The 21,789-nt window shown below is 53.8% G+C and carries 19 protein-coding genes; 10 read left to right on the top strand and 9 right to left on the bottom strand.

Annotated features, from left to right (window positions below):
• Positions 1 to 20: 20 nt before the first annotated feature.
• A complete protein-coding gene (locus EPYR_RS02285) occupies positions 21 to 1,325 on the bottom strand; it encodes a CYTH domain-containing protein (protein WP_012666798.1) in 1,305 nt (434 codons plus the stop codon).
• 249 nt (positions 1,326 to 1,574) lie between these two features.
• Here EPYR_RS02285 and EPYR_RS02280 point away from each other — a divergent pair, with 249 nt between their 5' ends.
• Positions 1,575 to 2,195, top strand: a complete 621-nt coding sequence (locus tag EPYR_RS02280; protein WP_012666797.1) for a TIGR04211 family SH3 domain-containing protein — start codon at positions 1,575 to 1,577, stop codon at positions 2,193 to 2,195.
• 137 nt (positions 2,196 to 2,332) lie between these two features.
• On the top strand, positions 2,333 to 3,556 hold the full coding sequence (locus tag EPYR_RS02275; RefSeq protein ID WP_012666796.1) for a multifunctional CCA addition/repair protein: 1,224 nt from the start codon (positions 2,333 to 2,335) through the stop codon (positions 3,554 to 3,556).
• 70 nt (positions 3,557 to 3,626) lie between these two features.
• Here the strand turns inward: EPYR_RS02275 and bacA are convergent, their stop codons facing one another.
• Positions 3,627 to 4,448: an undecaprenyl-diphosphate phosphatase gene (bacA, locus tag EPYR_RS02270; protein WP_012666795.1), complete on the bottom strand. Its 822-nt coding sequence runs from the start codon at positions 4,446 to 4,448 to the stop codon at positions 3,627 to 3,629.
• A 137-nt stretch (positions 4,449 to 4,585) separates the two neighbouring features.
• The gene (gene folB / locus EPYR_RS02265) at positions 4,586 to 4,945 is read right to left on the bottom strand and encodes a bifunctional dihydroneopterin aldolase/7,8-dihydroneopterin epimerase (RefSeq protein ID WP_012666794.1); all 360 of its coding nucleotides are present in this window, start codon (positions 4,943 to 4,945) and stop codon (positions 4,586 to 4,588) included.
• Between the two features lie 107 nt (positions 4,946 to 5,052).
• Here folB and plsY point away from each other — a divergent pair, with 107 nt between their 5' ends.
• Positions 5,053 to 5,667 (top strand): glycerol-3-phosphate 1-O-acyltransferase PlsY, encoded by a 615-nt coding sequence (gene plsY, locus EPYR_RS02260; RefSeq protein WP_012666793.1) that lies wholly within the window; start codon positions 5,053 to 5,055, stop codon positions 5,665 to 5,667.
• 9 nt (positions 5,668 to 5,676) lie between these two features.
• On the opposite strand, the gene tsaD is transcribed toward plsY, so the two are convergent.
• Positions 5,677 to 6,690, bottom strand: a complete 1,014-nt coding sequence (gene tsaD / locus EPYR_RS02255) for a tRNA (adenosine(37)-N6)-threonylcarbamoyltransferase complex transferase subunit TsaD (protein ID WP_012666792.1) — start codon at positions 6,688 to 6,690, stop codon at positions 5,677 to 5,679.
• Positions 6,691 to 6,993: 303 nt separating this feature from the next.
• Here tsaD and rpsU point away from each other — a divergent pair, with 303 nt between their 5' ends.
• From rpsU to rpoD, 3 genes are all read left to right on the top strand, one after another.
• Positions 6,994 to 7,209 (top strand): 30S ribosomal protein S21, encoded by a 216-nt coding sequence (gene rpsU, locus EPYR_RS02250; RefSeq protein ID WP_001144069.1) that lies wholly within the window; start codon positions 6,994 to 6,996, stop codon positions 7,207 to 7,209.
• Positions 7,210 to 7,502: 293 nt separating this feature from the next.
• Positions 7,503 to 9,248 (top strand): DNA primase, encoded by a 1,746-nt coding sequence (gene dnaG, locus EPYR_RS02245; protein WP_012666791.1) that lies wholly within the window; start codon positions 7,503 to 7,505, stop codon positions 9,246 to 9,248.
• A 323-nt stretch (positions 9,249 to 9,571) separates the two neighbouring features.
• Positions 9,572 to 11,413: an RNA polymerase sigma factor RpoD gene (gene rpoD / locus EPYR_RS02240; protein WP_012666790.1), complete on the top strand. Its 1,842-nt coding sequence runs from the start codon at positions 9,572 to 9,574 to the stop codon at positions 11,411 to 11,413.
• 157 nt (positions 11,414 to 11,570) lie between these two features.
• Here rpoD and EPYR_RS02235 read toward each other — a convergent pair whose 3' ends face one another.
• The 3 genes from EPYR_RS02235 to EPYR_RS02225 all read right to left on the bottom strand — a co-directional run bounded on the left by EPYR_RS02235 (position 11,571) and on the right by EPYR_RS02225 (position 15,237).
• Positions 11,571 to 13,217, bottom strand: coding sequence for a methyl-accepting chemotaxis protein (locus EPYR_RS02235; RefSeq protein WP_012666789.1), 1,647 nt, complete (start codon positions 13,215 to 13,217; stop codon positions 11,571 to 11,573).
• Between the two features lie 174 nt (positions 13,218 to 13,391).
• Positions 13,392 to 13,898: a G/U mismatch-specific DNA glycosylase gene (mug, locus tag EPYR_RS02230; RefSeq protein ID WP_012666788.1), complete on the bottom strand. Its 507-nt coding sequence runs from the start codon at positions 13,896 to 13,898 to the stop codon at positions 13,392 to 13,394.
• Between the two features lie 187 nt (positions 13,899 to 14,085).
• Positions 14,086 to 15,237, bottom strand: coding sequence for a porin (locus EPYR_RS02225; protein WP_012666787.1), 1,152 nt, complete (start codon positions 15,235 to 15,237; stop codon positions 14,086 to 14,088).
• A gap of 572 nt (positions 15,238 to 15,809) precedes the next feature.
• Here EPYR_RS02225 and opgB point away from each other — a divergent pair.
• Positions 15,810 to 18,104, top strand: coding sequence for a phosphatidylglycerol--membrane-oligosaccharide glycerophosphotransferase (gene opgB / locus EPYR_RS02220; protein WP_012666786.1), 2,295 nt, complete (start codon positions 15,810 to 15,812; stop codon positions 18,102 to 18,104).
• 27 nt (positions 18,105 to 18,131) lie between these two features.
• Complete coding sequence (gene ampH, locus EPYR_RS02215; protein WP_014538485.1) at positions 18,132 to 19,373, top strand: D-alanyl-D-alanine-carboxypeptidase/endopeptidase AmpH; 1,242 nt, start codon at positions 18,132 to 18,134, stop codon at positions 19,371 to 19,373.
• A gap of 18 nt (positions 19,374 to 19,391) precedes the next feature.
• Here ampH and EPYR_RS02210 read toward each other — a convergent pair whose 3' ends face one another.
• Positions 19,392 to 19,721 carry a helix-turn-helix domain-containing protein gene (locus EPYR_RS02210; protein WP_012666784.1) on the bottom strand — a complete coding sequence of 110 codons (330 nt, stop codon included), beginning with the start codon at positions 19,719 to 19,721 and terminating at the stop codon, positions 19,392 to 19,394.
• Positions 19,722 to 19,851: 130 nt separating this feature from the next.
• On the opposite strand from EPYR_RS02210, the gene EPYR_RS02205 reads away from it, so the two are divergent.
• On the top strand, positions 19,852 to 20,109 hold the full coding sequence (locus tag EPYR_RS02205; RefSeq protein ID WP_012666783.1) for a helix-turn-helix transcriptional regulator: 258 nt from the start codon (positions 19,852 to 19,854) through the stop codon (positions 20,107 to 20,109).
• Positions 20,110 to 20,239: 130 nt separating this feature from the next.
• On the top strand, positions 20,240 to 21,055 hold the full coding sequence (locus EPYR_RS02200; protein ID WP_012666782.1) for a MetQ/NlpA family lipoprotein: 816 nt from the start codon (positions 20,240 to 20,242) through the stop codon (positions 21,053 to 21,055).
• Positions 21,056 to 21,104: 49 nt separating this feature from the next.
• Here EPYR_RS02200 and EPYR_RS02195 read toward each other — a convergent pair whose 3' ends face one another.
• Entirely contained in the window at positions 21,105 to 21,662 is a 558-nt protein-coding gene (locus EPYR_RS02195) for a YecA/YgfB family protein (RefSeq protein WP_012666781.1), read from the bottom strand.
• Between the last annotated feature and the right edge of the window lie 127 nt (positions 21,663 to 21,789).

Here is a 21,789-nt window from a genome sequence, read left to right as displayed (position 1 = left end):
TTAAACCACTGAACAACAGGTTAAAGGCTGCCGTTTTTCCAGAATGCGGGCTGTTTCAGGGCCTGGCGAAGATGCCCCTCAAACCAGGCATCCTGCTGCCCGTCAATCGCCTGCCCCAGCTGCTGCCAGCTCTGAAGCCAGGCGTTGACCGCAGCGGCGTCATAAGACCCCGCCAGCAGGTGCACCGCCAACAGCTGTCGATGGAGACGCATCAGTTTGTCCTGATACTCGCCTGCATGGTTAACCTGCGCAAAGGTCTCTTTCAAGTCGGCAGCAATGCGGCCCAGCATAATATCGCTAAAACGCTTAAAGGAGCCTTGCAGTTTAGCGTCAGCCTTGCTGTCGACGAATTCGCGCCAGCGCGCGGTGGCAAGCCAGTTGGTAAGCGCTAACTGGGGTTGCAGCCAGAGCGCGCTGAAGCACAGGGTTTCCGCCTTAACGTTATCGTCCAGCATCGCCTCTTCCAGCAGGGTCAGTTTCTGGCGCAAATCGCTACTGGCCTTACGCGGCACCAGGACACCGTATAGCGAGAAAGCCTGACGCAAGGTTTCCAGCGCATCTTTCACTTCACGCAGCGCATCCGCATGACCGCGTAACCACAACTCTTCATGATATTGCCACTGGCCGAGCGCCAGCTGAAATGCCGCCTGCATCCCCTCTTCTACCGTCGCTTTCGGCCTGGCTTTAAGTAATGGCAGCGGGCGCAGCGATCGCGGCGGATTACCCTGCGCCAGCGCATAGCCGCGTGCGGCTTTGGTCAGACTGCCGAGGCGCAGCCCGTCAAGCATTGCCAGTTCGGTAGCCAAGGCAAGCAGATCGTCACGATGGCCGTTTTTCAACTCCAGCTCGATCTCCATCAAGGGTTCGCTCAGTGCGCCTGCACTGACTTCTCCACAATCAAACGCGACCTCGATCTCACTTTGCAGATAAGTCACCACCCACTTTTCCCGAACAAAGTGGGTACTGAACAAGACCTTAAGCCGCTGCTGTAAAGCGGCGACATCGGTTCCTGCAGGCCAGATTTCGCCAGGTAACCGTTGGATATCCAGCTCAGGTTGGGTGAGCGGCACGTTATACTCCGGCCGCTGGTGCAGCCCACCGACCGTTTGTCCGGCGGTTTTCAGCGTCATCTCGTAGCCGTCACCAAAACCACGAATGCGCAGCCCCATATCCCAACGCCGCAGCTGGTTGTCATCAGTCTCGAAGTAAATGTTGGTCAACTTCTGGCCCGGCACATGCTGATGAGGCCATGCAGCCAGTTTAGCGGCCACTTTTGTCGCTGCTTCAGGCGCAGCAATGAACTTTAGTTCGATTTCAATGGTCATAATGTCTTATCTACGTCGTTAGGGGCGGGGTCAGATTGTCAGATTACGCCCGCGTTTGTCTTGCGGTAAATCGGGTCTGATATTGCCGCAAAGAGTAATGCACCAGAGGCGGAGCTGTCTCTGCTTAAATTACGCATTCGCGCGCGCGCTCTCAGCAGGATGAGATCAGGACAGTTCTCATTCAGGTTTTTGCGAGGCCGCTCCAGACTGTGCCGTGAATTTTTCCAGTACTGATATAAAAGAGTTCGAATGAAAAAAACTCATCTCATTAGCCTGACTTTATTTGCTTTTAGCGTAACGGCGAACGTCCATGCCGCAGAAAAACGCTATATTTCTGATGACCTTTCCACCTGGGCGCGCAGCGGTCCAGGCAACGATTATCGGCTGGTTGGCACCTTAAACGCCGGTGAAGAAGTTGAATTGTTGCAGAAAAATGACAACACCAAATACGGTCAGATCCGCGATAGCCAGGGAAGAACCACCTGGATCCCTCTGGCCCAGCTCAGTGAGCAACCCAGCCTGCGCATCCGCGTACCGCAGCTGGAACAGCAGGTAAAAGACCTGTCCACAAAACTGGCCAATATCGATGGCAGCTGGAATCAACGCACGGCGGATATGCAGAAAAAAGTCGCCGGCAGTGATAATGCAATTAACAGCCTGAAAGCCGAGAACCAGCAGTTGAAAAACCAGCTGGTGGTGGCGAGGAAAAAGGTCGATGCTGCCAATGTCCAGCTTGACGATAAGCAGCGCACCATCATTATGCAGTGGTTTATGTATGGCGGCGGGGTCGCGGGCATTGGCCTGCTGCTGGGGCTGCTGTTGCCACGGATGATCCCACGCAGGAAACAAAATAACCGCTGGATGAATTAAGCACTGGCGACAATCAGAGGGGATCTGCGGATGCCCCTTTTGTCGTGTCTGCGATTTAACATTTCATCAAGGCGAGTGGTATAGTGCGACGATTCATCATCAGTTCATTTTGATGACACGCCTTCTGGAGATGCTCAGTGAAAACATACCTTGTCGGCGGCGCAGTGCGCGACGGACTGTTAGATTTGCCGCTGAAAGACAAAGACTGGGTGGTGGTGGGAGCCTCTCCCCAGCAGATGCTGGATCTCGGTTATCAGCAGGTCGGTCGCGATTTTCCGGTGTTTCTGCACCCGGACAGCCATGAAGAGTACGCGCTGGCACGCACCGAACGCAAATCAGGCCAGGGCTACACCGGATTTGTCTGCTATTCCGCGCCGGATGTTACCCTTGAACAGGACCTGGCGCGCCGCGACCTGACCATGAATGCCATTGCCCAGGATACTGACGGTAACTACTACGATCCTTACGGCGGGCGCAACGATTTACAGCGGCGCCTGCTGCGCCATGTTTCTGCCGCCTTTAAGGAAGATCCGCTGCGTGTATTACGCGTAGCACGCTTTGCTGCGCGTTTCGCCCATCTTAATTTTCGCATTGCCGATGAAACGCTGGCGCTGATGCAAACCATGACCGACAGCGGTGAATTGCAGCAATTGACTGCGGAGCGGGTCTGGAAAGAGACGGAAAGCGCCCTGCAAACGCCAAGCCCTCAGGTGTTCTTCCAGGTGCTGCGTGACTGTGGCGCACTGGCGGTACTGTTCCCGGAGCTGGATAACCTGTATGGCGTTCCCGCCCCGGCAAAATGGCACCCGGAGATCGACACCGGCGTGCACACCCTGATGACGCTGGAGATGGCTGCCCGACTTAGCCCGGAGATTGATATTCGTTTTGCCACCCTGTTCCATGACGTGGGTAAAGCCTTGACGCCACCGGAAAAATGGCCGAGCCACCCCGGTCATGGCCCGGCAGGCGTACCGTTGGTAGCCGCATTATGCGAACGTCTGCGCGTGCCAAATGCGCTGCGAGACCTGGCGTTGCTGGTGACCGAGTTTCACGATCTGGTGCACACCATTCAGCACCAGTCACCGGCTCAGCTGGTGGCGCTGTTTGACCGTCTGGACGCCTGGCGCAAACCGCACCGCGTGCAGCAGATAGCGTTAACCAGCGAAGCAGATGCCCGTGGACGCACCGGCTTTGAAGATAATCCTTACCCACAGGGTGATTATCTGCGCGAGGCCTGGCTAATCGTGCAAAACGTCTCGACTAAAGAGGTCGTGGATGCAGGATTCAAAGGGATGGAAGTACGCGATGAACTGACGCGCCGGAGGATCGCCGCACTCGATGTCTGGAAAAAGGCGCAGTAACAGAGAGACGTTTGTCAGCCTTTGGGGCGATCGGTAAAGCGATTGCCCCAGAGACCGGATATCACGATGCTTACAGTACGAACAAGACGTAGACCGCCGCCGCCACAATAAAGCGATAGATGGCAAACGGAATAAACGAAATACGTTTAATGATGTGCAGGAAGCTTTTAATCGCAATCAGCGCCACGATAAAGGCCGAGACAAAACCGACGGCAAACATTGGGAAATCGGCCATCGTCAGGAAACCCATGCTTTTGTAGAGATCCAGCCCGGTCGCACCGATCATCATCGGAACCGCGAGCAGGAATGAAAACTCAGAAGCCGCGTAACGGCTGACGCCCATCAGCATCCCGCCCGAAATCGTGGCGCCGGAACGCGAGAAACCAGGCCACAGCGCCAGGCACTGGAAGCAGCCAATTATAAACGCCTGGCGGTAGGTGATATCATCCACGCCTGGCGATTTTGGCTGTTTTGGCTTCAGTAGCTCTGCCGCAATCAGCAGTACGCCACCGACCACCAGCGCATACATCACGTTGACCGGGTTAAACAGCGATTTGATCAGGTCATGCAGCAGCAGGCCAATCACTACCGCTGGCGCCATACCCAGCAGAATATGAATTAACGACAGTCTGCCCTGTCCGATCCCTTCGTGCTTGACCTCACCAAAGTGAATGCCAATCAGACCAAACAGACGACGCCAGAACATCACCACGACGGCCAGAATTGAGCCGAGCTGGATAACCACCTCGAAGGTCTGTGCCTTATCCCCCTCGAACCCCAGCAGATGACCGACAAGGATCATATGCCCGGTGGAAGATACGGGGAGAAATTCAGTCAGCCCCTCCACTAGCCCAAGTATTGCTGCTACCCACAGCTGATGAATGTCTGCCATCAAATCTACCCCTGTTAAATACATGAAAAAGGCGGTCGCTTTACGCTACCGCCAAATTGTGCCCGCTATTCGTCAGGGCAACCTTAAGACAGAGGATAATGTGATTTGGTTTCATTGTGATGGCAATCACATTAAATTTATTTCGGAATAGTCCCGCGTTCGATAATCACGCCCACCTGATGCGCCTGAGCCACCGCGCCCGGTTTACTGAGCTTTATCCGAACCCACGCTGAGGCGAATCGAGCCAGCAGTAGGGTTGCCACCTCTTCTGCAACGCGCTCAACCAGCGCAAATTTACCCTGACCGACATGAGCAATGATCGCTTCGGCCACATCGGCATAGCTCAGGCAATCGTTCACATCGTCGCTGGCAGCGGCTTTACGATTGTCCCATGCCATTTCGACATCGAACACCAGCTTCTGCTGAATGGTCTGTTCCCAGTCATAAACGCCAATGGTGGTGATAACGGACAGTTGATCGATAAATACGATATCCATGATTCGGCTCTCTGTTTTTGTCGTCGCCGGATACCATCCCCGGCAGTTTATGCGTATTATCCACGGATACTGACAACAAAACGACCCCAACAAGACGGAACGGTGTTATGAGTATATTCGCGCCTGGCATGATCCTTTTCGCGTATCTGTGTGGTTCCCTCTCCAGTGCGATCCTGGTTTGTCGGCTGTTCGGGTTACCGGATCCTCGTCACCACGGCTCGGGTAATCCGGGTGCCACTAACGTACTGCGTATCGGTGGCAAAGGTGTGGCAGCCACGGTACTGGTATTTGATGTATTCAAGGGGATGCTGCCAGTCTGGCTGGCTTATCACTTCGGGGCTACGCCTTTTTATCTGGGGCTGACCGCTATTGCCGCCTGCCTCGGTCATATCTACCCGGTGTTTTTCCGCTTCAAAGGCGGTAAAGGCGTTGCTACGGCGTTAGGGGCGATTGCGCCGATTGGCTGGGATTTAACCGGGTTGGTGACCGGCACCTGGTTGCTTACCGTGCTGTTAAGCGGCTACTCATCGCTTGGCGCGATCGTGAGCGCGTTGATTGCCCCCTTTTACGTCTGGTGGTTTAAACCCCAGTTTACCTTTCCGGTGGCGATGCTTTCCTGCCTGATCCTGTTACGTCATCATGACAACATTCAGCGCCTGTGGCGTGGGCAGGAAAACAAGATATGGAAAAAAAAAAACAGGCAAGGGCCAGGAGAAAACTGACCCCCTGATTCAGATAGCCGGCAGTTCAGCTAGTGGCCAGCGAGGACGTACGGTAACACTGAGTTCAGCGTGCGTACCGCCTTTCAGCCGCACCATGCCAGCATAAGCGATCATCGCCCCGTTGTCGGTGCAGAACTCCGGACGGGCATAAAACACCTCTCCGCCGCGTTTTTGCATCATTTCGGCCAGCTTAGCGCGCAGCGTACGGTTAGCGCTAACGCCCCCGGCAATCACCAGCCGTTTAAAACCGCTTTGATCCAACGCCCGACGGCACTTGATCGCCAGCGTATCAACCACTGCGTCTTCAAAAGCACGGGCAATATCCGCACGCGTCTGGCTGCTGTCGTCATTGTCACGAATGGTGTTGGCTGCAAAGGTTTTCAGCCCGGAGAAACTGAAGTCGAGGCCGGGGCGGTCGGTCATAGGACGTGGAAAAATAAAGCGTTTTTCCACTCCTTGCTGTGCCATTTTTGACAGCATCGGGCCGCCGGGATAGTCCAGCCCAAGCAGTTTGGCCGTTTTATCAAACGCTTCACCCGCCGCGTCGTCAATTGACTCACCCATCAGCGTATATGCCCCAATACCGGTCACGCTAATTAACTGCGTATGACCGCCGGAAACCAGTAGCGCAACAAACGGAAATTCCGGTGGGTTATCTTCCAGCATCGGGGCAAGCAGATGCCCTTCCATATGATGCACGGCAATAGCTGGCACACCCCAGGCAAACGCCAGCGACCGACCGATGGTCGCTCCCACCAGTAGAGCGCCGACCAGCCCCGGTCCTGCCGTGTAGGCTACCGCATCAATATCCTGCGCCTGCAGCCCGGCTTCCTCTAGCGCCGCCTGGATAAGCGGCACGGTTTTACGCACATGGTCACGCGAGGCCAGTTCCGGCACCACGCCACCGTAGTCGGCATGGAGTTTGACCTGGCTGTAAAGTTGATTGGCGAGCAAACCGGCAACATCATCATAAATGGCAACGCCGGTTTCATCGCAGGATGTTTCAATTCCGAGAACACGCATGGTTTTTTCACCTCATTCTTGCGGCGCGCAGTGTAGCATGAAGGCACTTTCGCGGGCGGCAAATTTACCCATTGCGTGGTTATGCCTTGTACAATAAGGCGATTTTTTTCCCACCAGAAGCGTCTGATTCGTGTATAATCATTCCCCTGAAAAAAACCGGCAGCCGCACAGGCGCATCTGTTGGTGACATTATGCTATGGTGCTTTACAACGCAGCCTGTGTTGGAGTAAAATTCCGCACCATTTTGAAATGAGCTGGCACCGATGCCAGCAGCAAAACCGATTTTATCGAGGTGAGAGTTACATGCCGGTAATTAAAGTACGTGAAAACGAGCCATTCGACGTTGCACTGCGTCGCTTCAAGCGTTCTTGTGAGAAAGCAGGCGTTCTGGCTGAAGTTCGTCGTCGTGAGTTTTATGAAAAACCGACTACCGAACGCAAGCGCGCTAAAGCGTCTGCAGTTAAACGCCACGCGAAGAAACTGGCTCGCGAAAACGCACGCCGCACTCGTCTGTACTAATATCCTGAAGGTTCGCCTTCACGCTTCACAGACAAGTTAGTAGTTATCAGGCCGTGCTTCCGAAAGGAATGCGCGGCTTGTTGCCGTTTATGAACGATAAACAGTTGGATGCAACAGGATAATGAAGGCAGCCAACACCGCCAGACGCTGAAAGATGAAGGGGTAATCCCCAATAGCTTTCAGTGACTGGCAAGGCGGCAACTGAGCGAATCCCCGGGAGCTTACAAACAGTAAGTGACCGGGGTGAGCGAAGGCAGCCAACACCGCCAGACGCTGAAAGATGAAGGGGATTTATGGCAGGACGCATTCCGCGTGTATTTATCAACGACTTGCTGGCACGCACGGACATCGTGGACCTTATCGATGCTCGTGTTAAGCTGAAAAAGCAGGGCAAGAACTATCACGCGTGCTGTCCTTTTCATAATGAGAAAACCCCTTCTTTCACCGTCAATGGCGAAAAGCAGTTTTATCACTGCTTTGGCTGCGGCGCGCACGGTAACGCCATCGACTTTCTGATGAATTACGATCGTCTGGAGTTTGTCGAAAGTATTGAAGAGTTGGCGACCTTGTATGGACTGGAAATACCGTATGAAAGCGGTAGCGGCCCCAGTCAGCTCGAACGCCACCAGCGTCAAAGTCTCTACCAGCTGATGACTGGCCTACGCGATTTTTATCAGCAGTCGCTGGGCCAGGGCTCATCATCCGGCGCTCGCGGCTACCTTGCGCAGCGCGGGCTGAGCGATGAGGTCATTAAGCATTTTTCTATCGGTTTCGCCCCGGCTGGTTGGGACAACGCGTTAAAACGCTTTGGCAGCAATCCCGACGATCGACAGTCGCTGACCGATGCCGGCATGCTGGTGACAAACGATCAGGGTCGCAGTTATGACCGTTTCCGTGAACGGGTGATGTTTCCCATTCATGATAAGCGCGGCCGCGTGATTGGTTTTGGCGGACGGGTGCTGGGCGACGGCATGCCGAAATACCTTAACTCGCCGGAAACCGACATATTCCATAAGGGCCGCCAGCTGTATGGCCTGTATGAAGCGCTGAAAAATCACCCTGCACCAGGCAAACTGCTGGTGGTAGAAGGCTATATGGATGTGGTGGCGCTGGCCCAGTTCGGCGTGGATTATGCCGTTGCATCTCTTGGCACCTCCACCACTGCTGAGCATATCCAGCTGCTGTTCCGCTCGACCGATACGGTAATTTGCTGTTATGACGGCGACAGAGCGGGTCGTGAAGCGGCCTGGCGCGCGCTGGAAACCGCCTTGCCTTACATGAATGACGGTCGTCAGCTACGCTTTATGTTTCTGCCTGACGGCGAAGACCCGGACACGCTGGTGCGCAAAGAGGGTAAAGAGGCCTTTGAAGCGCGGATGGAGCAGGCGATGCCGCTCTCGACCTTTTTATACGACACCCTATTGCCTCAGGTAGACTTGAGTACTCCCGATGGCCGTGCCCAGCTGGCGACGCTGGCGCTCCCTCTGCTGCGGCAGGTTCCAGGGGAAACACTGCGTATCTACTTGCGCCAGGTACTGGGCGATAAACTGGGGATACCCGATCACATTCAGCTGGAAAAACTGTTTCCAGAGAAAGCGGAAAGTGCGAAACCCGTTGCGCAACCCCAGCTAAAACGCACAACTATGCGTATACTTATTGGGCTGCTGATCCAAAATCCGCAGCTGGCGACGATAGTACCGCCGCTGGATGGATTAGAGCAGTCGGAAACACCGGGTTTTCCCCTGTTTATTGAGTTAGTGAGCACTTGCGTTGCTCATCCTGGCCTGACGACCGGACAGCTACTAGAGTTATATCGCGGCACAGAATTTAGCCAGAGCCTTGAAACACTGGCAACTTGGAACCACATGATCGTAGATGACGAAGTGGAAACCATGTTTCAGGATGCGTTGGCCAGCATGTATAACAATGCGCTGGAGCGCAGGCTGGAAGAGCTTATTGCGCATGATCGCACGCACGGGCTGAATGCCGAAGAGCGTCGCGAGCTATGGACATTAAGTCAGGCTCTGAAAAAACAGTAAACGGGTGAACCCTTTCTGTAAATATCCTACTCACAGACAGAATTAAGAAGCGTTATCGGCGCAGCCAGTTTGATTGCTGCCAGCGCGCAGGGACCGCAGCGTACATGGAGTACGTGAGGATCCCGAGCACTGCCAGCGGTCAAAATGGCAAGTAAGATAGCTTCGACACAGAACACAGCGGCTTAAGTGCCGAATAAGCGTCAGGTCAATCCTGACAGCCGCCACGACGGGCAGCGGCAATAATCTCAACGCCCTCACTGTTATTGTTGGCACGTTAGCCGACCGACACCAATCTAATTTAACAGAAGTGTGGACACCGTCTTATGGAGCAAAACCCGCAGTCACAGCTGAAGCTACTTGTCACCCGTGGTAAGGAGCAAGGCTATCTGACCTATGCCGAGGTCAATGACCATCTGCCGGAAGATATCGTCGACTCCGATCAGATCGAAGACATCATCCAGATGATTAACGACATGGGCATCCAGGTCGTGGAAGAAGCGCCTGATGCCGACGATCTGATGCTGAATGAAAACAGCAGCGATACTGATGAAGACGCTGCCGAAGCGGCTGCTCAGGTGCTATCCAGCGTTGAGTCTGAAATCGGGCGTACAACCGACCCGGTGCGTATGTACATGCGTGAAATGGGTACGGTTGAACTGTTGACGCGTGAGGGCGAGATCGACATCGCAAAACGCATCGAAGACGGTATCAACCAGGTTCAGTGTTCCGTTGCTGAATACCCTGAAGCAATTACTTATCTGCTTGAACAGTATGACCGTGTTGAAGCGGGTGAAGCGCGCCTGTCCGACCTGATCACCGGCTTCGTCGATCCTAACGCTGAAGAAGATATTGCCCCGACCGCCACGCACGTTGGTTCTGAGCTGTCTGCGGAAGAGCGTGAAGACGAAGATGAAGACGAAGAATCTGACGACGACAGCTCCGATGATGACAACAGCATCGATCCTGAGCTGGCGCGTGAGAAGTTCGGCGATTTGCGCATCCAGTACGAAACCACCCGTACGGTGATCAAAGCCAAAAGCCGCAGCCACGCTGATGCCATCGCCGAGATCCAGAATCTGTCCGATGTATTTAAACAGTTCCGCCTGGTGCCGAAGCAGTTCGACTTTCTGGTGAACAGCATGCGTGTCATGATGGATCGCGTTCGTACCCAGGAACGTATCATCATGAAGCTGTGTGTTGAACTGTGCAAAATGCCGAAGAAAAACTTCATTACGCTGTTTACCGGCAATGAGACCAATGAAACCTGGTTCAAAGCCGCGTTGGCCATGAACAAACCGTGGTCAGAGAAGCTGAACGATGTTTCAGACGATGTGAACCGTGGCCTGCAGAAGCTGCAGCAGATTGAAGAAGAAACCGGCCTGACCATTGAACAGGTAAAAGACATCAACCGCCGTATGTCTATCGGTGAAGCGAAAGCGCGCCGGGCGAAGAAAGAGATGGTTGAGGCAAACCTGCGTCTGGTTATCTCTATCGCCAAGAAATACACCAACCGTGGTCTGCAGTTCCTCGATCTGATTCAGGAAGGCAACATTGGCTTGATGAAAGCGGTAGATAAGTTCGAATACCGTCGTGGTTATAAGTTCTCAACTTATGCGACATGGTGGATCCGTCAGGCTATCACCCGCTCCATCGCTGACCAGGCGCGTACCATCCGTATTCCGGTACATATGATTGAGACTATCAATAAGCTCAACCGTATTTCGCGCCAGATGCTGCAGGAGATGGGGCGCGAACCGACGCCGGAAGAGTTAGCCGAACGTATGCTGATGCCGGAAGATAAAATCCGTAAGGTGCTGAAGATCGCTAAAGAGCCGATCTCCATGGAGACGCCGATTGGTGATGATGAAGACTCACATCTGGGCGATTTTATCGAAGACACTACGCTGGAGCTGCCGCTGGATTCTGCGACTTCTGAAAGCCTGCGTTCAGCGACCCATGACGTGCTGGCGGGTCTGACCGCGCGCGAAGCTAAAGTTCTGCGCATGCGTTTTGGTATTGATATGAATACCGATCATACGCTGGAAGAAGTGGGCAAACAGTTTGACGTTACGCGTGAGCGTATCCGTCAAATCGAAGCGAAGGCACTGCGCAAATTGCGTCATCCAAGCCGCTCCGAAGTGCTGCGCAGCTTCCTCGACGATTAACTTTTATTGTCGGAAAAGGTGAAAAGGCTCCTCAGATGTGAGGAGTTTTTTTTTATCAGTAGCCTGAATAATCGTTTACATCGTGTATCGGGCATCCGCTACCCAACCCGGCTCACTCCCGGGCGGGGTGCGGTTTTTGAACTGACTTGTCAGGCTCTCAAAATGACGCCCAGCCTCCCTGCGCATCTGCACAGGCTGGTTTCGTCGGCTTCCCACTTCTTACAGGCAGCTCTTTAAGACCTCCTCTGGCGGCTATTTCTCTGGTGACGAAGATCGCTACTTCAGCACGAAGGTTGCCAACCTGTTTGTTCAGTACGGTAGCTGACTCTCCGGATGCACTCACCAGCGAGCTGTTCTGCTGCGTGACCCGGTCCATTTCATGCACCGCCGCGCCAACCTGACCGATCCCCTGGCTTTGCTCCCTTGAAGCCACGGCGATTTCACCAATCAGATCCCTGACGCTGCCAATTGACTCAATGATATCAGCCGTGGTCTTCGCCACGCGGTCAGTCAGAGCGCCCCCTTCACTGATATTCGCTTCTGATACCTGTATTAGGTTGGCGATATCTTTAGCCGAGCTGGCGCTACGCTGAGCAAGTGTGCGTACTTCACCTGCAACCACGGCGAATCCCTTGCCGTGCTCACCGGCCCGGGCAGCTTCCACTGCAGCATTCAGCGCCAGAATATTGGTCTGGAAAGCAATATCATTGATGACGCCGATAATTTCACCAATTGAAGTAGAACTGCTACGGATGTTCGCCATGTTACTTACCACCTGCTGCATCAGCTCACCGCCGCGCACAGCGGTTTGCGCAGCCTCAGAAGCGAATTTGCTGGCATTCGCCGAATTTTCGGCGTTAAGTTCCACGGTTGCAGAAAGTTCTTCCATGCTGGCAGACGTTTGCTCCAGAGCAGCAGCCTGTTGCCCGGTGCGCGCTGACAGACTTTGCGCCCCTTGGTCAATATCTCCGCTGACTCGCGACACTTCGTCAATGCCGAGAATCACGTTATTCACCACTTTACTGAGTTGATCCTGCATCTCTCCCAGACCACTCATAAGAAGACCAATTTCGTCGCGCCGCTGCGTGCCTACTTGCCGGGTCAGGTCTCCACGGCCTATCGCGCGCGTCAGCTCTCCGGCATAGCCAAGTGGCACGATAACGCGTCTGCGCACCAACAGAGCAATCAGCAGAATGGTGATCAGAAACACCATGACGGACAGAATAATGAGTATATAGGCCAGACGGGAATCGCTCTGCGCTGCCTGGGTTATAGCTGCAGAAGACTTATGATGCATATCTATCACCTGGGCTAGTATGACATCATAGGCTTCATCGTCCCGCTGCACATCCGTGCCAGCCAGACGAAGAAATTCCACGCTATCTTTCTTCTCCAGTGCGCTTAGCAGCGCTTCTACACTCGTCGTGTAACGTTTGAAACGCGTCTGCAGCTCTTCGGCCAGCGCCGTTTCGCCGGGCAATTTGGCTTCACTCTGGTATTCCGGCATAAATGCCATGGCAAGGTTGACATCTCTCCTTGAAACCTGAGTAAAAGCTTGATACATAGTCTGGTCTGCATCGTTCATATGGTGCAGTGCCATCATCATCCGCGCACGCGCACGGCGAATAAAGTTGGTCGTGTTAGCGACCGAAAGCGTTGCAGAAACCTCGTTATTCAGGCCGCTCACCGCACGGCTGCTTTTATCGAGAAAGGAGCTGGTCATAAATGAAACGGCGGTGAATAAAGCCAGCAGAAAACCTGCTGCTCCAGTCAGTAAAACGGTAATGCGCGTATGATTAAACATGATTGTCGATGGCCTGCTGCAAGGGTGTAGAGAGGTTATCGACAACCTTCAGGATTACTTCATTTACTCTCTGCGACTGATTACGCAGATATCCGCATATGATTGAGCCACGCCCGCCAGACTGGTCACAACCGCACGCCGTCTCTGGCCCACCAGATGTATTCATTTCCTCTGCTAAGCGAGCGCCAGATGCAGCTGTGCATAGGCCTCCGTCATTTCCTGCTGGGAAGCGCGGTTCAGTCCACTGGGGTTGGGCAGTACCCAGATTTCCGTCGCGCCCACGGCCAGAGGCTGCCTGCCCCACGCCACCTGACTACGGCGAAACGCCTGCTGATAAGCCTGCTTACCCAGCACCGCCAGCGCAGCAGGCTGAAAACGTTCAATCTTATCCACCAGCGCCTTTCCACCGCTGCGTAGTTCGCTGCTGGCCAGCTCACTGGCCAGCACCGTTGGCCGCTCGACCAGCATGGTGATGCCACAACCGGTTGCCAATAGCTGCTGTTCCTGTTCAGGCTTGAGCTGGGTTCGGGTGAACCCCGCCTGGAAAATGGTTTTCCAGAAGCGGTTACCGGGGTGGGCAAAATGAAAGCCGGTATGGGCAGAGGACTTGCCGGGATTGATACCGCAGAACAGCACCCGCAGACCGGGCTGAATGATATCGGTAATACCCTGTGCTTCCATATATTCGTCTCGCTAATATTACAGCCCCAGGATGATGTAAGAGCCAGCAAATTCAGATGGCGGCAATCCGCTGAGAATGACCAACAGGTGGTTCGCCTGCACAGCAATGTTATGAAATCAGGCCGAAAAACACCAGCAGGGAAGGGGAAGAAGTTCCCCGGCGCGACGCCGGGAAACGGGGGGAAGCTTAGAAGTCGTAACGAAGTCGTACCAGATTCATATCGCCCAGGTTGTCGGTACTGGAGGTAAAGACGTGTTCGTAGTCGATACGGAAACCGTAATTCATTTTGAAGGTCATCCCCACGCCGTTATCAATACGCTGGTAGTCACGGCCGGTTACGTATTGCATACGGTCACCCATCACGTACGGCATCACCGACTTCAGGCCGTATTGATTGACCGCCACGGTATATCCGGCAAGGTACTCAATCCCCCATGCGTCACCAGCAAAGTAATGATTCACATCCGCCTTTTTGCTGGGGAGGAAGTTGTCGTACCAGCCGCCGCCAACGGTAAAGGTCCAGTTGTCCGGCGTCCAGCTCAGAGAGCTACCGAAGATATTCTGATCCCAGGTTTTATCATTACCTTTAACGGGATCGCGCATTTCCGCCCGGGTGTAATTCCACGCGGTGCCCCAGGTCAGGTCTTTAGCAATGTGGTAGTCCACGCCCAGCGACCCGCCCCCTTTGCGCTCATAGCGCGGGCCTTTACCCGTCAGATATTCGTTATCCGCGAACAGATAAGAGGCGTAAACATCGGCATCACCGAAGGTATTTTTATATTTCAGCATCTTGCGCGAACGATATGAGCCATCGTAGTCGCCTTTGATGCCATTACCCGATGCCTGCCCCAGCATATCGTAATCCCAGAGATCGGTTTTTGCTCCAACCACATCGTAATACACGCTGTTTTGCTGACCGAAGGTGAGTTGCCCCCAGGTTTTGCTTTTCAGGCCGGTGTACAGCATGCGGCGCGAGGTGTCATTAGCGCCTTCAGCATAGTGATGATCCCAGTCGAACAGAGCCGGGATATCTACCCCCAGCTCGTAGTAACTGATCCAGCTGATGTCATCAAACAGATAGTAATCAGCAGCAAAGCGTAAACGACTGCCGCCATCAAAGCCGTTACGCTTGTAGGACCCTTTATCACCGTCGCCGGTAAAATTATTGAACTGGGGACGGATGCTGCCGCCAACGGTGAAATTCAGACGACTTAACGGGTCGCCTGCCTGTGGGTTCTGCTTCAGAACGGTCATTTCGGCATTCGCAGCGAAGGAAGCGCAGCCAACAGCCAGCCCGAGGCCAATGACCTGGGTTAAAACAGGTTTTTTGATTAACATCTTGTAGCCCTGTGTAGTAGAAAAAAAAGAACAGCCGGCGAATACTATCCCCAGGACCGCTCTTCAATAGCGCTAACAGAGCCGTTTTCGCTGCATTTATAACTGAATAGATTAAGAAAATGCGCCAACGAATGAATTATTCAACATAAACAAACAGTGAGTTTATAAATTTTTCGATGAGATTGGGTGCGGGTTCAGCATCACCCGTACGGCGGCTAACGCTTTATTTTTTGTGAACAATCTCGTATTTATCAATCAATTTTCCACCAGCCGACATATCAGGTTTGTTTATCCTGTTTAGCGAGCGATTTCAGGTTAAGTGCCTGTGTGTATGGCTTCATGCATGATGAAAACTGTCCAGGTGAAATTATTTGCCGCCAGGTGCTTATCATTGATCGGCAACATCTTAAACCAGAGTTAAACAAGCCGTCCTGAAAGGACAATACGCAACGTTTACTGCCTCCGCGAAATGTTGCCTGGGGTGGTCTGGTGCGTTAAATTCCCCGTCAGCCTCAATCACAACCTTTGCAGCTACCCTGACGGATTGCGTTAAAACAGGATAAATCGACCGAATGGTTTCAGAATGGTTCTCGTTGCTATTATTTCTTGCTTCAGCCTTACTCTACAGCTGTAAGGCAGGGCGCCATAAGCTATGGTTTATGGCGATATTATCGCTGCTGGCCATTTATATCGTGCTCAACGCTACGCTGCTGGCCAGTAACTACTTCACTGGCGAAGGCATCAACGACGCGGTGATATACACCATCACCAGCAGCCTGAGCGGAGCCGGACTGCAAAAATATATTCTGCCCGCCGCCGGGTTAGTCGCCGCTTTGTTACTACTGTTTACCTTTTTATCGTGGGTGCTACGCCTGCGAAAAAGCCACAATTACAGTCCGCTTTACAGCGTACTGGCATTAATACTGGCGCTGGCCTCGATTAAAACCACACCGGCTTATCAGCAGGTGACCGCGTTGATTCAGTCGCAGGCGGACAAAGGCGATTCTGATTTTTACAGCCATTACCGGGCGCCCGCTAAGCGCCTGGACGGTAAGCAGCCTAACCTGGTATATATCTATGCTGAAAGCCTGGAACGCACTTATTTTGACGACGGTGCCTTCCCCGGCCTGGCCGTGGAACTGAACAAGATAAAGAAACAGTCGCTTGATTTCAGTTATACCGAGCAGTTACCCGGCACCGAATACACCATTGCCGGCATGGTCGCTTCACAATGCGGGATTCCTTTGTTCGCTCCGTTTGATGGCAACGCGTCCAGCTCGCTTTCCAGCTTTTACCCGCAAAATATCTGTTTGGGCGATATTCTTAAAACCTCCGGCTACCAGAACTATTTTTATCAGGGCTCCAGCCTGAGCTTTGCGGGCAAAGACCTGTTTCTCTCCTCGCACGGTTTCGACCATATCTATGGTTTCACGGAACTAAAAAGCGTGGTGAAAGACGATAAGTACCGCAATGACTGGGGATGGTATGACGATACGGTGCTCGATGTGGTGTTTGATAAATACCTTGAGCTGGCGCAGAAGGATCGGCCCTTCTCGCTGTTTGCTTTGACGGTTGATACCCATCATCCGGACGGATTTATCTCTCGTAGCTGTCAGCGCAAGTCTTACCCGTTCGCGGGTAAAGAGAACAAATCCTTCGCGGCGGTGGCCTGTAGCCAGGAGCATATTGCCAGGCTGATTGAGAAAATCCGCGCCACGCCCTGGTCTAAAAACACCCTGATCGTGGTCAGTTCCGATCATCTGGCCATGAACAACACCGCCTGGAAATACCTCAACCAGCACGATCGTCGCGACCTGTTCTTTATGCTACGCGGCGATGACGCCAGCGGCCAGGTGCTCAACGTAAAACGTAATACCATGGATAACGGCGCAACGGTGCTGGATGCAATGGGCGGTGACAACTTTATTGGCCTGGGGCGTAGCAGCCTCTCATCCACTTCGCTTTCAACCAGTTATGTCAATATCAAAGAGAAAATAACTCAGTGGAAACCGGACGTCATTAAACTGTGGAACTTCCCGAAAACCATTTCAGACTACAAAATTGATACGGCGAAAAATACCTTCAGCTTCTCCGGTGCGCATTTCAAACTGCCGCTGCTGCTGTCCGTTAAGCCAGATAAGATCGAGCCGAAGCTGGACGCCTGGCTGGCAACCCCGCTCAGGCAGCAGCTGGCAAGGTTCTCGGCCGATGAAAAGTTTGTCTGGATTGACCGCTGCTTCAAAATCGGCAGCGTTTGGGATGATACGCTGGCGATGGACGGCAGCCTGTGTGTCGCAAGCGGCACGCTAAACGCGCAGCCCACCATTTTGCGCGTGCAGCCGGGTAGCCTCTCGGGGAAAGTCACCTTCCCGGCGCAATACGAACAGAGTGACGACCGCTACCAGCGCAGCCTGGCGCGCCTGAAAATTGCCGACAGCGACCTGAAATATCGCTCCGAAACCATCTGGTTCAACCTGCCCGGCATGCCGCAGCAGGTGCAAAAAATCGCTGGCCTGTCTCACCTTGAACCTTGGGGACGCTGGTCGGATGCTAATCTGCAGCCGGATGTGACCATACAATACCTGGATCCACTACCTGCGGCCTTTACGCTGACGCTGAACGCACGCGCTTGGGGCGATAACAGCCTGCACCCGGTGACGGTGAAAATTGGCAACTGGCAGCAGCAGGTCACCTTTGCGAATCATGACACCACCTTAACGTTGCAGGTAAGCAACCCCACTCAGGCGCGCAGCATTACCCTTACGCCACCGCAGCCGGTTGAAACCAGTGAGGGGACGATGGACGGTTTTGCCGCCCGTAAACTGGGGATTGGCCTTGTCAGCCTGCGGGTCACCCCGTCCCCCTGACAGGCTCTATTTACCTTCAGGAAAGGCTTGCAGTTAAAACCAAAAAAACTACTATGGAGCGCCCAATCATTCACTGACAGGAACGGCCGCCCGTTGAAACCCTCGCTCTGTGCTTTTTTGCTGCTTCCCGTGCTGGCACTGCCGTTGGCAGGCCAGGCGCGAACCGCTCCCGACCCGCTGCTGGCAGCAAAGACGGTTGAACGCTACGCTGATAACATCTTTTACAACACCAAAGCCAGCGCAATGGCGATAGTCGCTATTGATGCCAATCAGCGGGTGTTTGCCAGCCGTGGTTCGGTACGCCCTGGTAGTCAGCAGCCACCAGAAAAAGATTCACTGATACGCGTGGCATCACTGAGCAAGCTGATGACCAGCCAGCTCATGGTCAGGCTGGCCGAAGAGGGTCGTTTGCAGCTGGACGACCCACTCAGCAAATATGCCCCTCCCGGCAGCAGGGTGCCCAGCTTTAACGGGCAACCGATCCGCCTGATCAACCTCGCTACCCATACCAGCGCCCTGCCACGGGAGCAGCCCGGCGGTAAGGCGGTGCGTGCCGTGTTTACCTGGCCCACCTACAGTCAACGCTGGAACTGGCTCGGCACCGCGAAGCTGAAGTGGACGCCCGGCGAACGAGCCGCTTACTCTAACCTCGCCTTTGACCTGCTGGGTGATGCGCTGGCAAAGGCTGGCGGCAAGCCTTATTCTGCACTGTTTCGCGAGAAGATCACCCGTCCATTGGGGATGAAGGACACCACCTTTACCCCCTCACCCGATCAGTGTGGCCGTCTGATCGTCCCGGCCAAAAATCCCAGCCCCTGTGATAATTCTCTGGCGGCCATCGGCAGCGGCGGCGTTTACTCCACCCCGGAGGATATGGGGCGCTGGATGCAGCAATTCCTTTCATCTGGCATGCATACCCGCAGCCCACAGGCCGATAGCTTGCAAACGATGATTTATCGACGCGGTCAGTTGAGTAAAGTGGAAGGTATGGATGTACCTGGCCGGGCAGATGCGCTGGGGATGGGTTGGGTATATATGGCTCCGCGCGAAGGGCGTCCGGGCATTATTGAAAAAACCGGCGGCGGCGGCGGGTTTATTACCTATATGGCGATGGTGCCGCAGTACAGCGTGGGCGTGTTTGTTGTGGTAGCCCGGACGGCAGAAACCCGCTTTACGCCAATGAGCGATGGGGCAAATAATCTGCTGACCGAGCTGATCGGTAATACCTCCGGCAGCGCTCAGTTAGCCGCCAGCATTATGGCTAACTAAGCGACACCGCCAGCGAGGTTAAGCGATGCTGTCAGGCAGTATGAAGATATTCTCCTCTGTTTCTGGCGCGTCAGCCGCTAGCGGGATGGCGCGTGAACGGCGCAATCGCCGTTCACGCGCCAGCAGCAGCCCCCGGCTATCGTAATAGCGGCTGGGCCAGATCGCTGACGGATGTACCCCCAGCGCGGCGGCAATAATAAACTCCCCTTTTGGCCACGGTCTTTTCAATGCATTGGCCAGCGTACCTGAATTCAGACCGGCCTGGCGCGATAATGCCGCCAGTGAAGTCTGGCGTTTTTTGAACGCAGCCAGGATATCGGCCGGGTGCATATCTCTTCTTTTCTTCATGCCTTCCTCTGCTCCTGATTTATGTCCAGTTACTCCTGCTACCCTTAAACGTTATCACTAAGTATTACTTAGTACAATTTACATGAGCAGCTAAGAGAATCCTGTTAATTGTTCAGAAGTCAGGATCGACATGCTGCCACATCGTTTGAAAGAAGCCCGCCTGAAAAAGGGCTTATCCCAGCAAAAGCTCGGGGTTTTAGCGGGAATTGATGAAGCCACCGCCAGCGCACGGATGAATCAATACGAGCGCGGTATACACGTTCCTGATTTTGAACTGGTATGCCGGCTGGCGGCAGTGCTGGATGTTCCTTCCTGCTACCTTTACACGCTTGAAGATGAGCTGGCCGCGCTGGTGCTGCTGTGGCATGCGCAACGCCAAAATAATTAAGCCCCGCTTTGCTTCTTAATTTTTCTGCTTATAAATCATGCCTTTTTATCATAAGCCGCCTCATTGACTCAGCGGCGAAATTACGGTTATTTATTATCCAGCTATCTGGTTGAAGCTAAGGATAAATAACGTGAAGACCGCCCTGAATTGTGCCTTAATCGTTACGCTGCTGATGCTGGGTTCCCTGCCAGGCGGCTGCGATAACAAAAGCAAGGATGCCCATCATATTAAGGTCGGTGTGATTAACGGTGCCGAACAGGATGTGGCGGAAGTAGCCAAAAAAGTCGCCAAAGAGAAATACGGGCTGGATGTGGAACTGGTCGGTTTCAGCGGTTCATTGCTGCCCAATGAACCTACCGCTCACGGCGATCTTGATGCCAACGTCTTCCAGCATCGTCCGTTCCTCGAACAGGATAATAAAGCCAGGGGCACGTCGCTGGTCGCCGTCGGCAACACCTTTATTTTCCCGATAGCCGGTTACTCTAAAAAGATTAAACGGATCGCCGAACTTAAAGACGGCGACACCCTTGCCATTCCTAACGATCCAACCAACCTCGGGCGCGCGCTGCTGCTGCTACAGAAAGAGAAGCTGGTTACCCTGAAGCCGAACAGCGGGCTGCTGCCAACGGCGCTGGATATTACTGCTAATCCACGGCATTTGAAAATTATCGAAACAGAAGCGGCACAGTTGCCGCGCGCGCTCGACGATGCCCAGGTGACCGTGGCGATTATCAATACCACCTATATCCAGCAGACTGGCCTGAACCCGGTACGCGATAGTGTGTTTATTGAGGATAAGCAATCGCCCTACGTCAATATCATCGTGACGCGCGCAAACAACAAAGACGCGGCGAAGGTGCACGATTTCATTCGGGCGTACCAGTCGCCAGAGGTAGCGGCAGCAGCTGATAACATCTTCAACGGCGGTGCTGTGGTTGGCTGGTAGTCAGCAACATGCCATCGCAACGTAGCAGGGAGCGTGGCGACGATCTGGCTTAATGCAGCTGTCTTTTCTGATGCAGGCTCAACGCCGCCGGGCGTATTGCCGCAATGCTCTGCTCATATTCATCCGGTGAGAATGTGTCCAGCTCGGCGAAGTGCTCTTCCTTACCATGCAGCGCGATCGCCTGCAGCGCCGGATGCAGCGATTCATGTAGCCGTGACCAGTCGCCCAGCGCTACGCCTTTCATATAACCGAAGCACCACTCTTCCACTACGGTAAATTCCTGTCCTTCCACTTCGCGAGTACCAAACAGCGGTTCGAACTGATCGGGATATTCATTCAGACGATCGGCAATATCATTCATATGCTGCGCGATCAGATCCATAAACTGTTCGAACTCTTCCTCGGATTCCCAGTCAGGATCGTGCTCTTCACCGCCCCAGATCAGCGGCAGCCACTCCTGCGGCCCAACCAGCACCGGCCCGGAGAGAATGGCGGTAAACAGCCCGTCCAGCTCAGAGACATCGAGCACTGACTCATCATTACCGTATTTGACTAAGATCTCGTCGAGCCATTCCAGCTCCACTTCCGTTAATGGTCCTTGCTGCATACTGTTGCCCTCGCTGCGCATATCGATTTTCATCCGGCGTATGCCGGTCTGAGGCTATTCTGGGTGGCGGAAAGGGAAAAATCCACCGTGGGAAATTTAATTTTTGTTGCTGGCTTGTAGAGTGAGG

The organism is Erwinia pyrifoliae DSM 12163 (assembly GCF_000026985.1).
In the GTDB taxonomy this organism is placed as follows: Bacteria; Pseudomonadota; Gammaproteobacteria; order Enterobacterales; family Enterobacteriaceae; genus Erwinia; species Erwinia pyrifoliae.
The sequence above is the reverse complement of the archived record's forward strand: the minus strand, read 5'-3'. Positions and strand labels throughout refer to the sequence as shown.

What these genes read in the sequence shown, in the direction of transcription:
- rpsU (WP_001144069.1), top strand. Translation starts at nt 6,994, where the DNA reads ATGCCGGTAATTAAAGTACGTGAAAACGAGCCATTCGACGTTGCACTG.
- folB (WP_012666794.1), bottom strand. Translation starts at nt 4,945, where the DNA reads ATGGATATCGTATTTATCGATCAACTGTCCGTTATCACCACCATTGGC.
- dnaG (WP_012666791.1), top strand. Translation starts at nt 7,503, where the DNA reads ATGGCAGGACGCATTCCGCGTGTATTTATCAACGACTTGCTGGCACGC.
- opgB (WP_012666786.1), top strand. Translation starts at nt 15,810, where the DNA reads ATGGTTTCAGAATGGTTCTCGTTGCTATTATTTCTTGCTTCAGCCTTA.
- EPYR_RS02235 (WP_012666789.1), bottom strand. Translation starts at nt 13,217, where the DNA reads ATGTTTAATCATACGCGCATTACCGTTTTACTGACTGGAGCAGCAGGT.
- bacA (WP_012666795.1), bottom strand. Translation starts at nt 4,448, where the DNA reads ATGGCAGACATTCATCAGCTGTGGGTAGCAGCAATACTTGGGCTAGTG.
- EPYR_RS02285 (WP_012666798.1), bottom strand. Translation starts at nt 1,325, where the DNA reads ATGACCATTGAAATCGAACTAAAGTTCATTGCTGCGCCTGAAGCAGCG.
- EPYR_RS02195 (WP_012666781.1), bottom strand. Translation starts at nt 21,662, where the DNA reads ATGCAGCAAGGACCATTAACGGAAGTGGAGCTGGAATGGCTCGACGAG.
- mug (WP_012666788.1), bottom strand. Translation starts at nt 13,898, where the DNA reads ATGGAAGCACAGGGTATTACCGATATCATTCAGCCCGGTCTGCGGGTG.
- EPYR_RS02280 (WP_012666797.1), top strand. Translation starts at nt 1,575, where the DNA reads ATGAAAAAAACTCATCTCATTAGCCTGACTTTATTTGCTTTTAGCGTA.
- EPYR_RS02210 (WP_012666784.1), bottom strand. Translation starts at nt 19,721, where the DNA reads ATGAAGAAAAGAAGAGATATGCACCCGGCCGATATCCTGGCTGCGTTC.
- EPYR_RS02205 (WP_012666783.1), top strand. Translation starts at nt 19,852, where the DNA reads ATGCTGCCACATCGTTTGAAAGAAGCCCGCCTGAAAAAGGGCTTATCC.
- rpoD (WP_012666790.1), top strand. Translation starts at nt 9,572, where the DNA reads ATGGAGCAAAACCCGCAGTCACAGCTGAAGCTACTTGTCACCCGTGGT.
- EPYR_RS02225 (WP_012666787.1), bottom strand. Translation starts at nt 15,237, where the DNA reads ATGTTAATCAAAAAACCTGTTTTAACCCAGGTCATTGGCCTCGGGCTG.
- plsY (WP_012666793.1), top strand. Translation starts at nt 5,053, where the DNA reads ATGAGTATATTCGCGCCTGGCATGATCCTTTTCGCGTATCTGTGTGGT.
- tsaD (WP_012666792.1), bottom strand. Translation starts at nt 6,690, where the DNA reads ATGCGTGTTCTCGGAATTGAAACATCCTGCGATGAAACCGGCGTTGCC.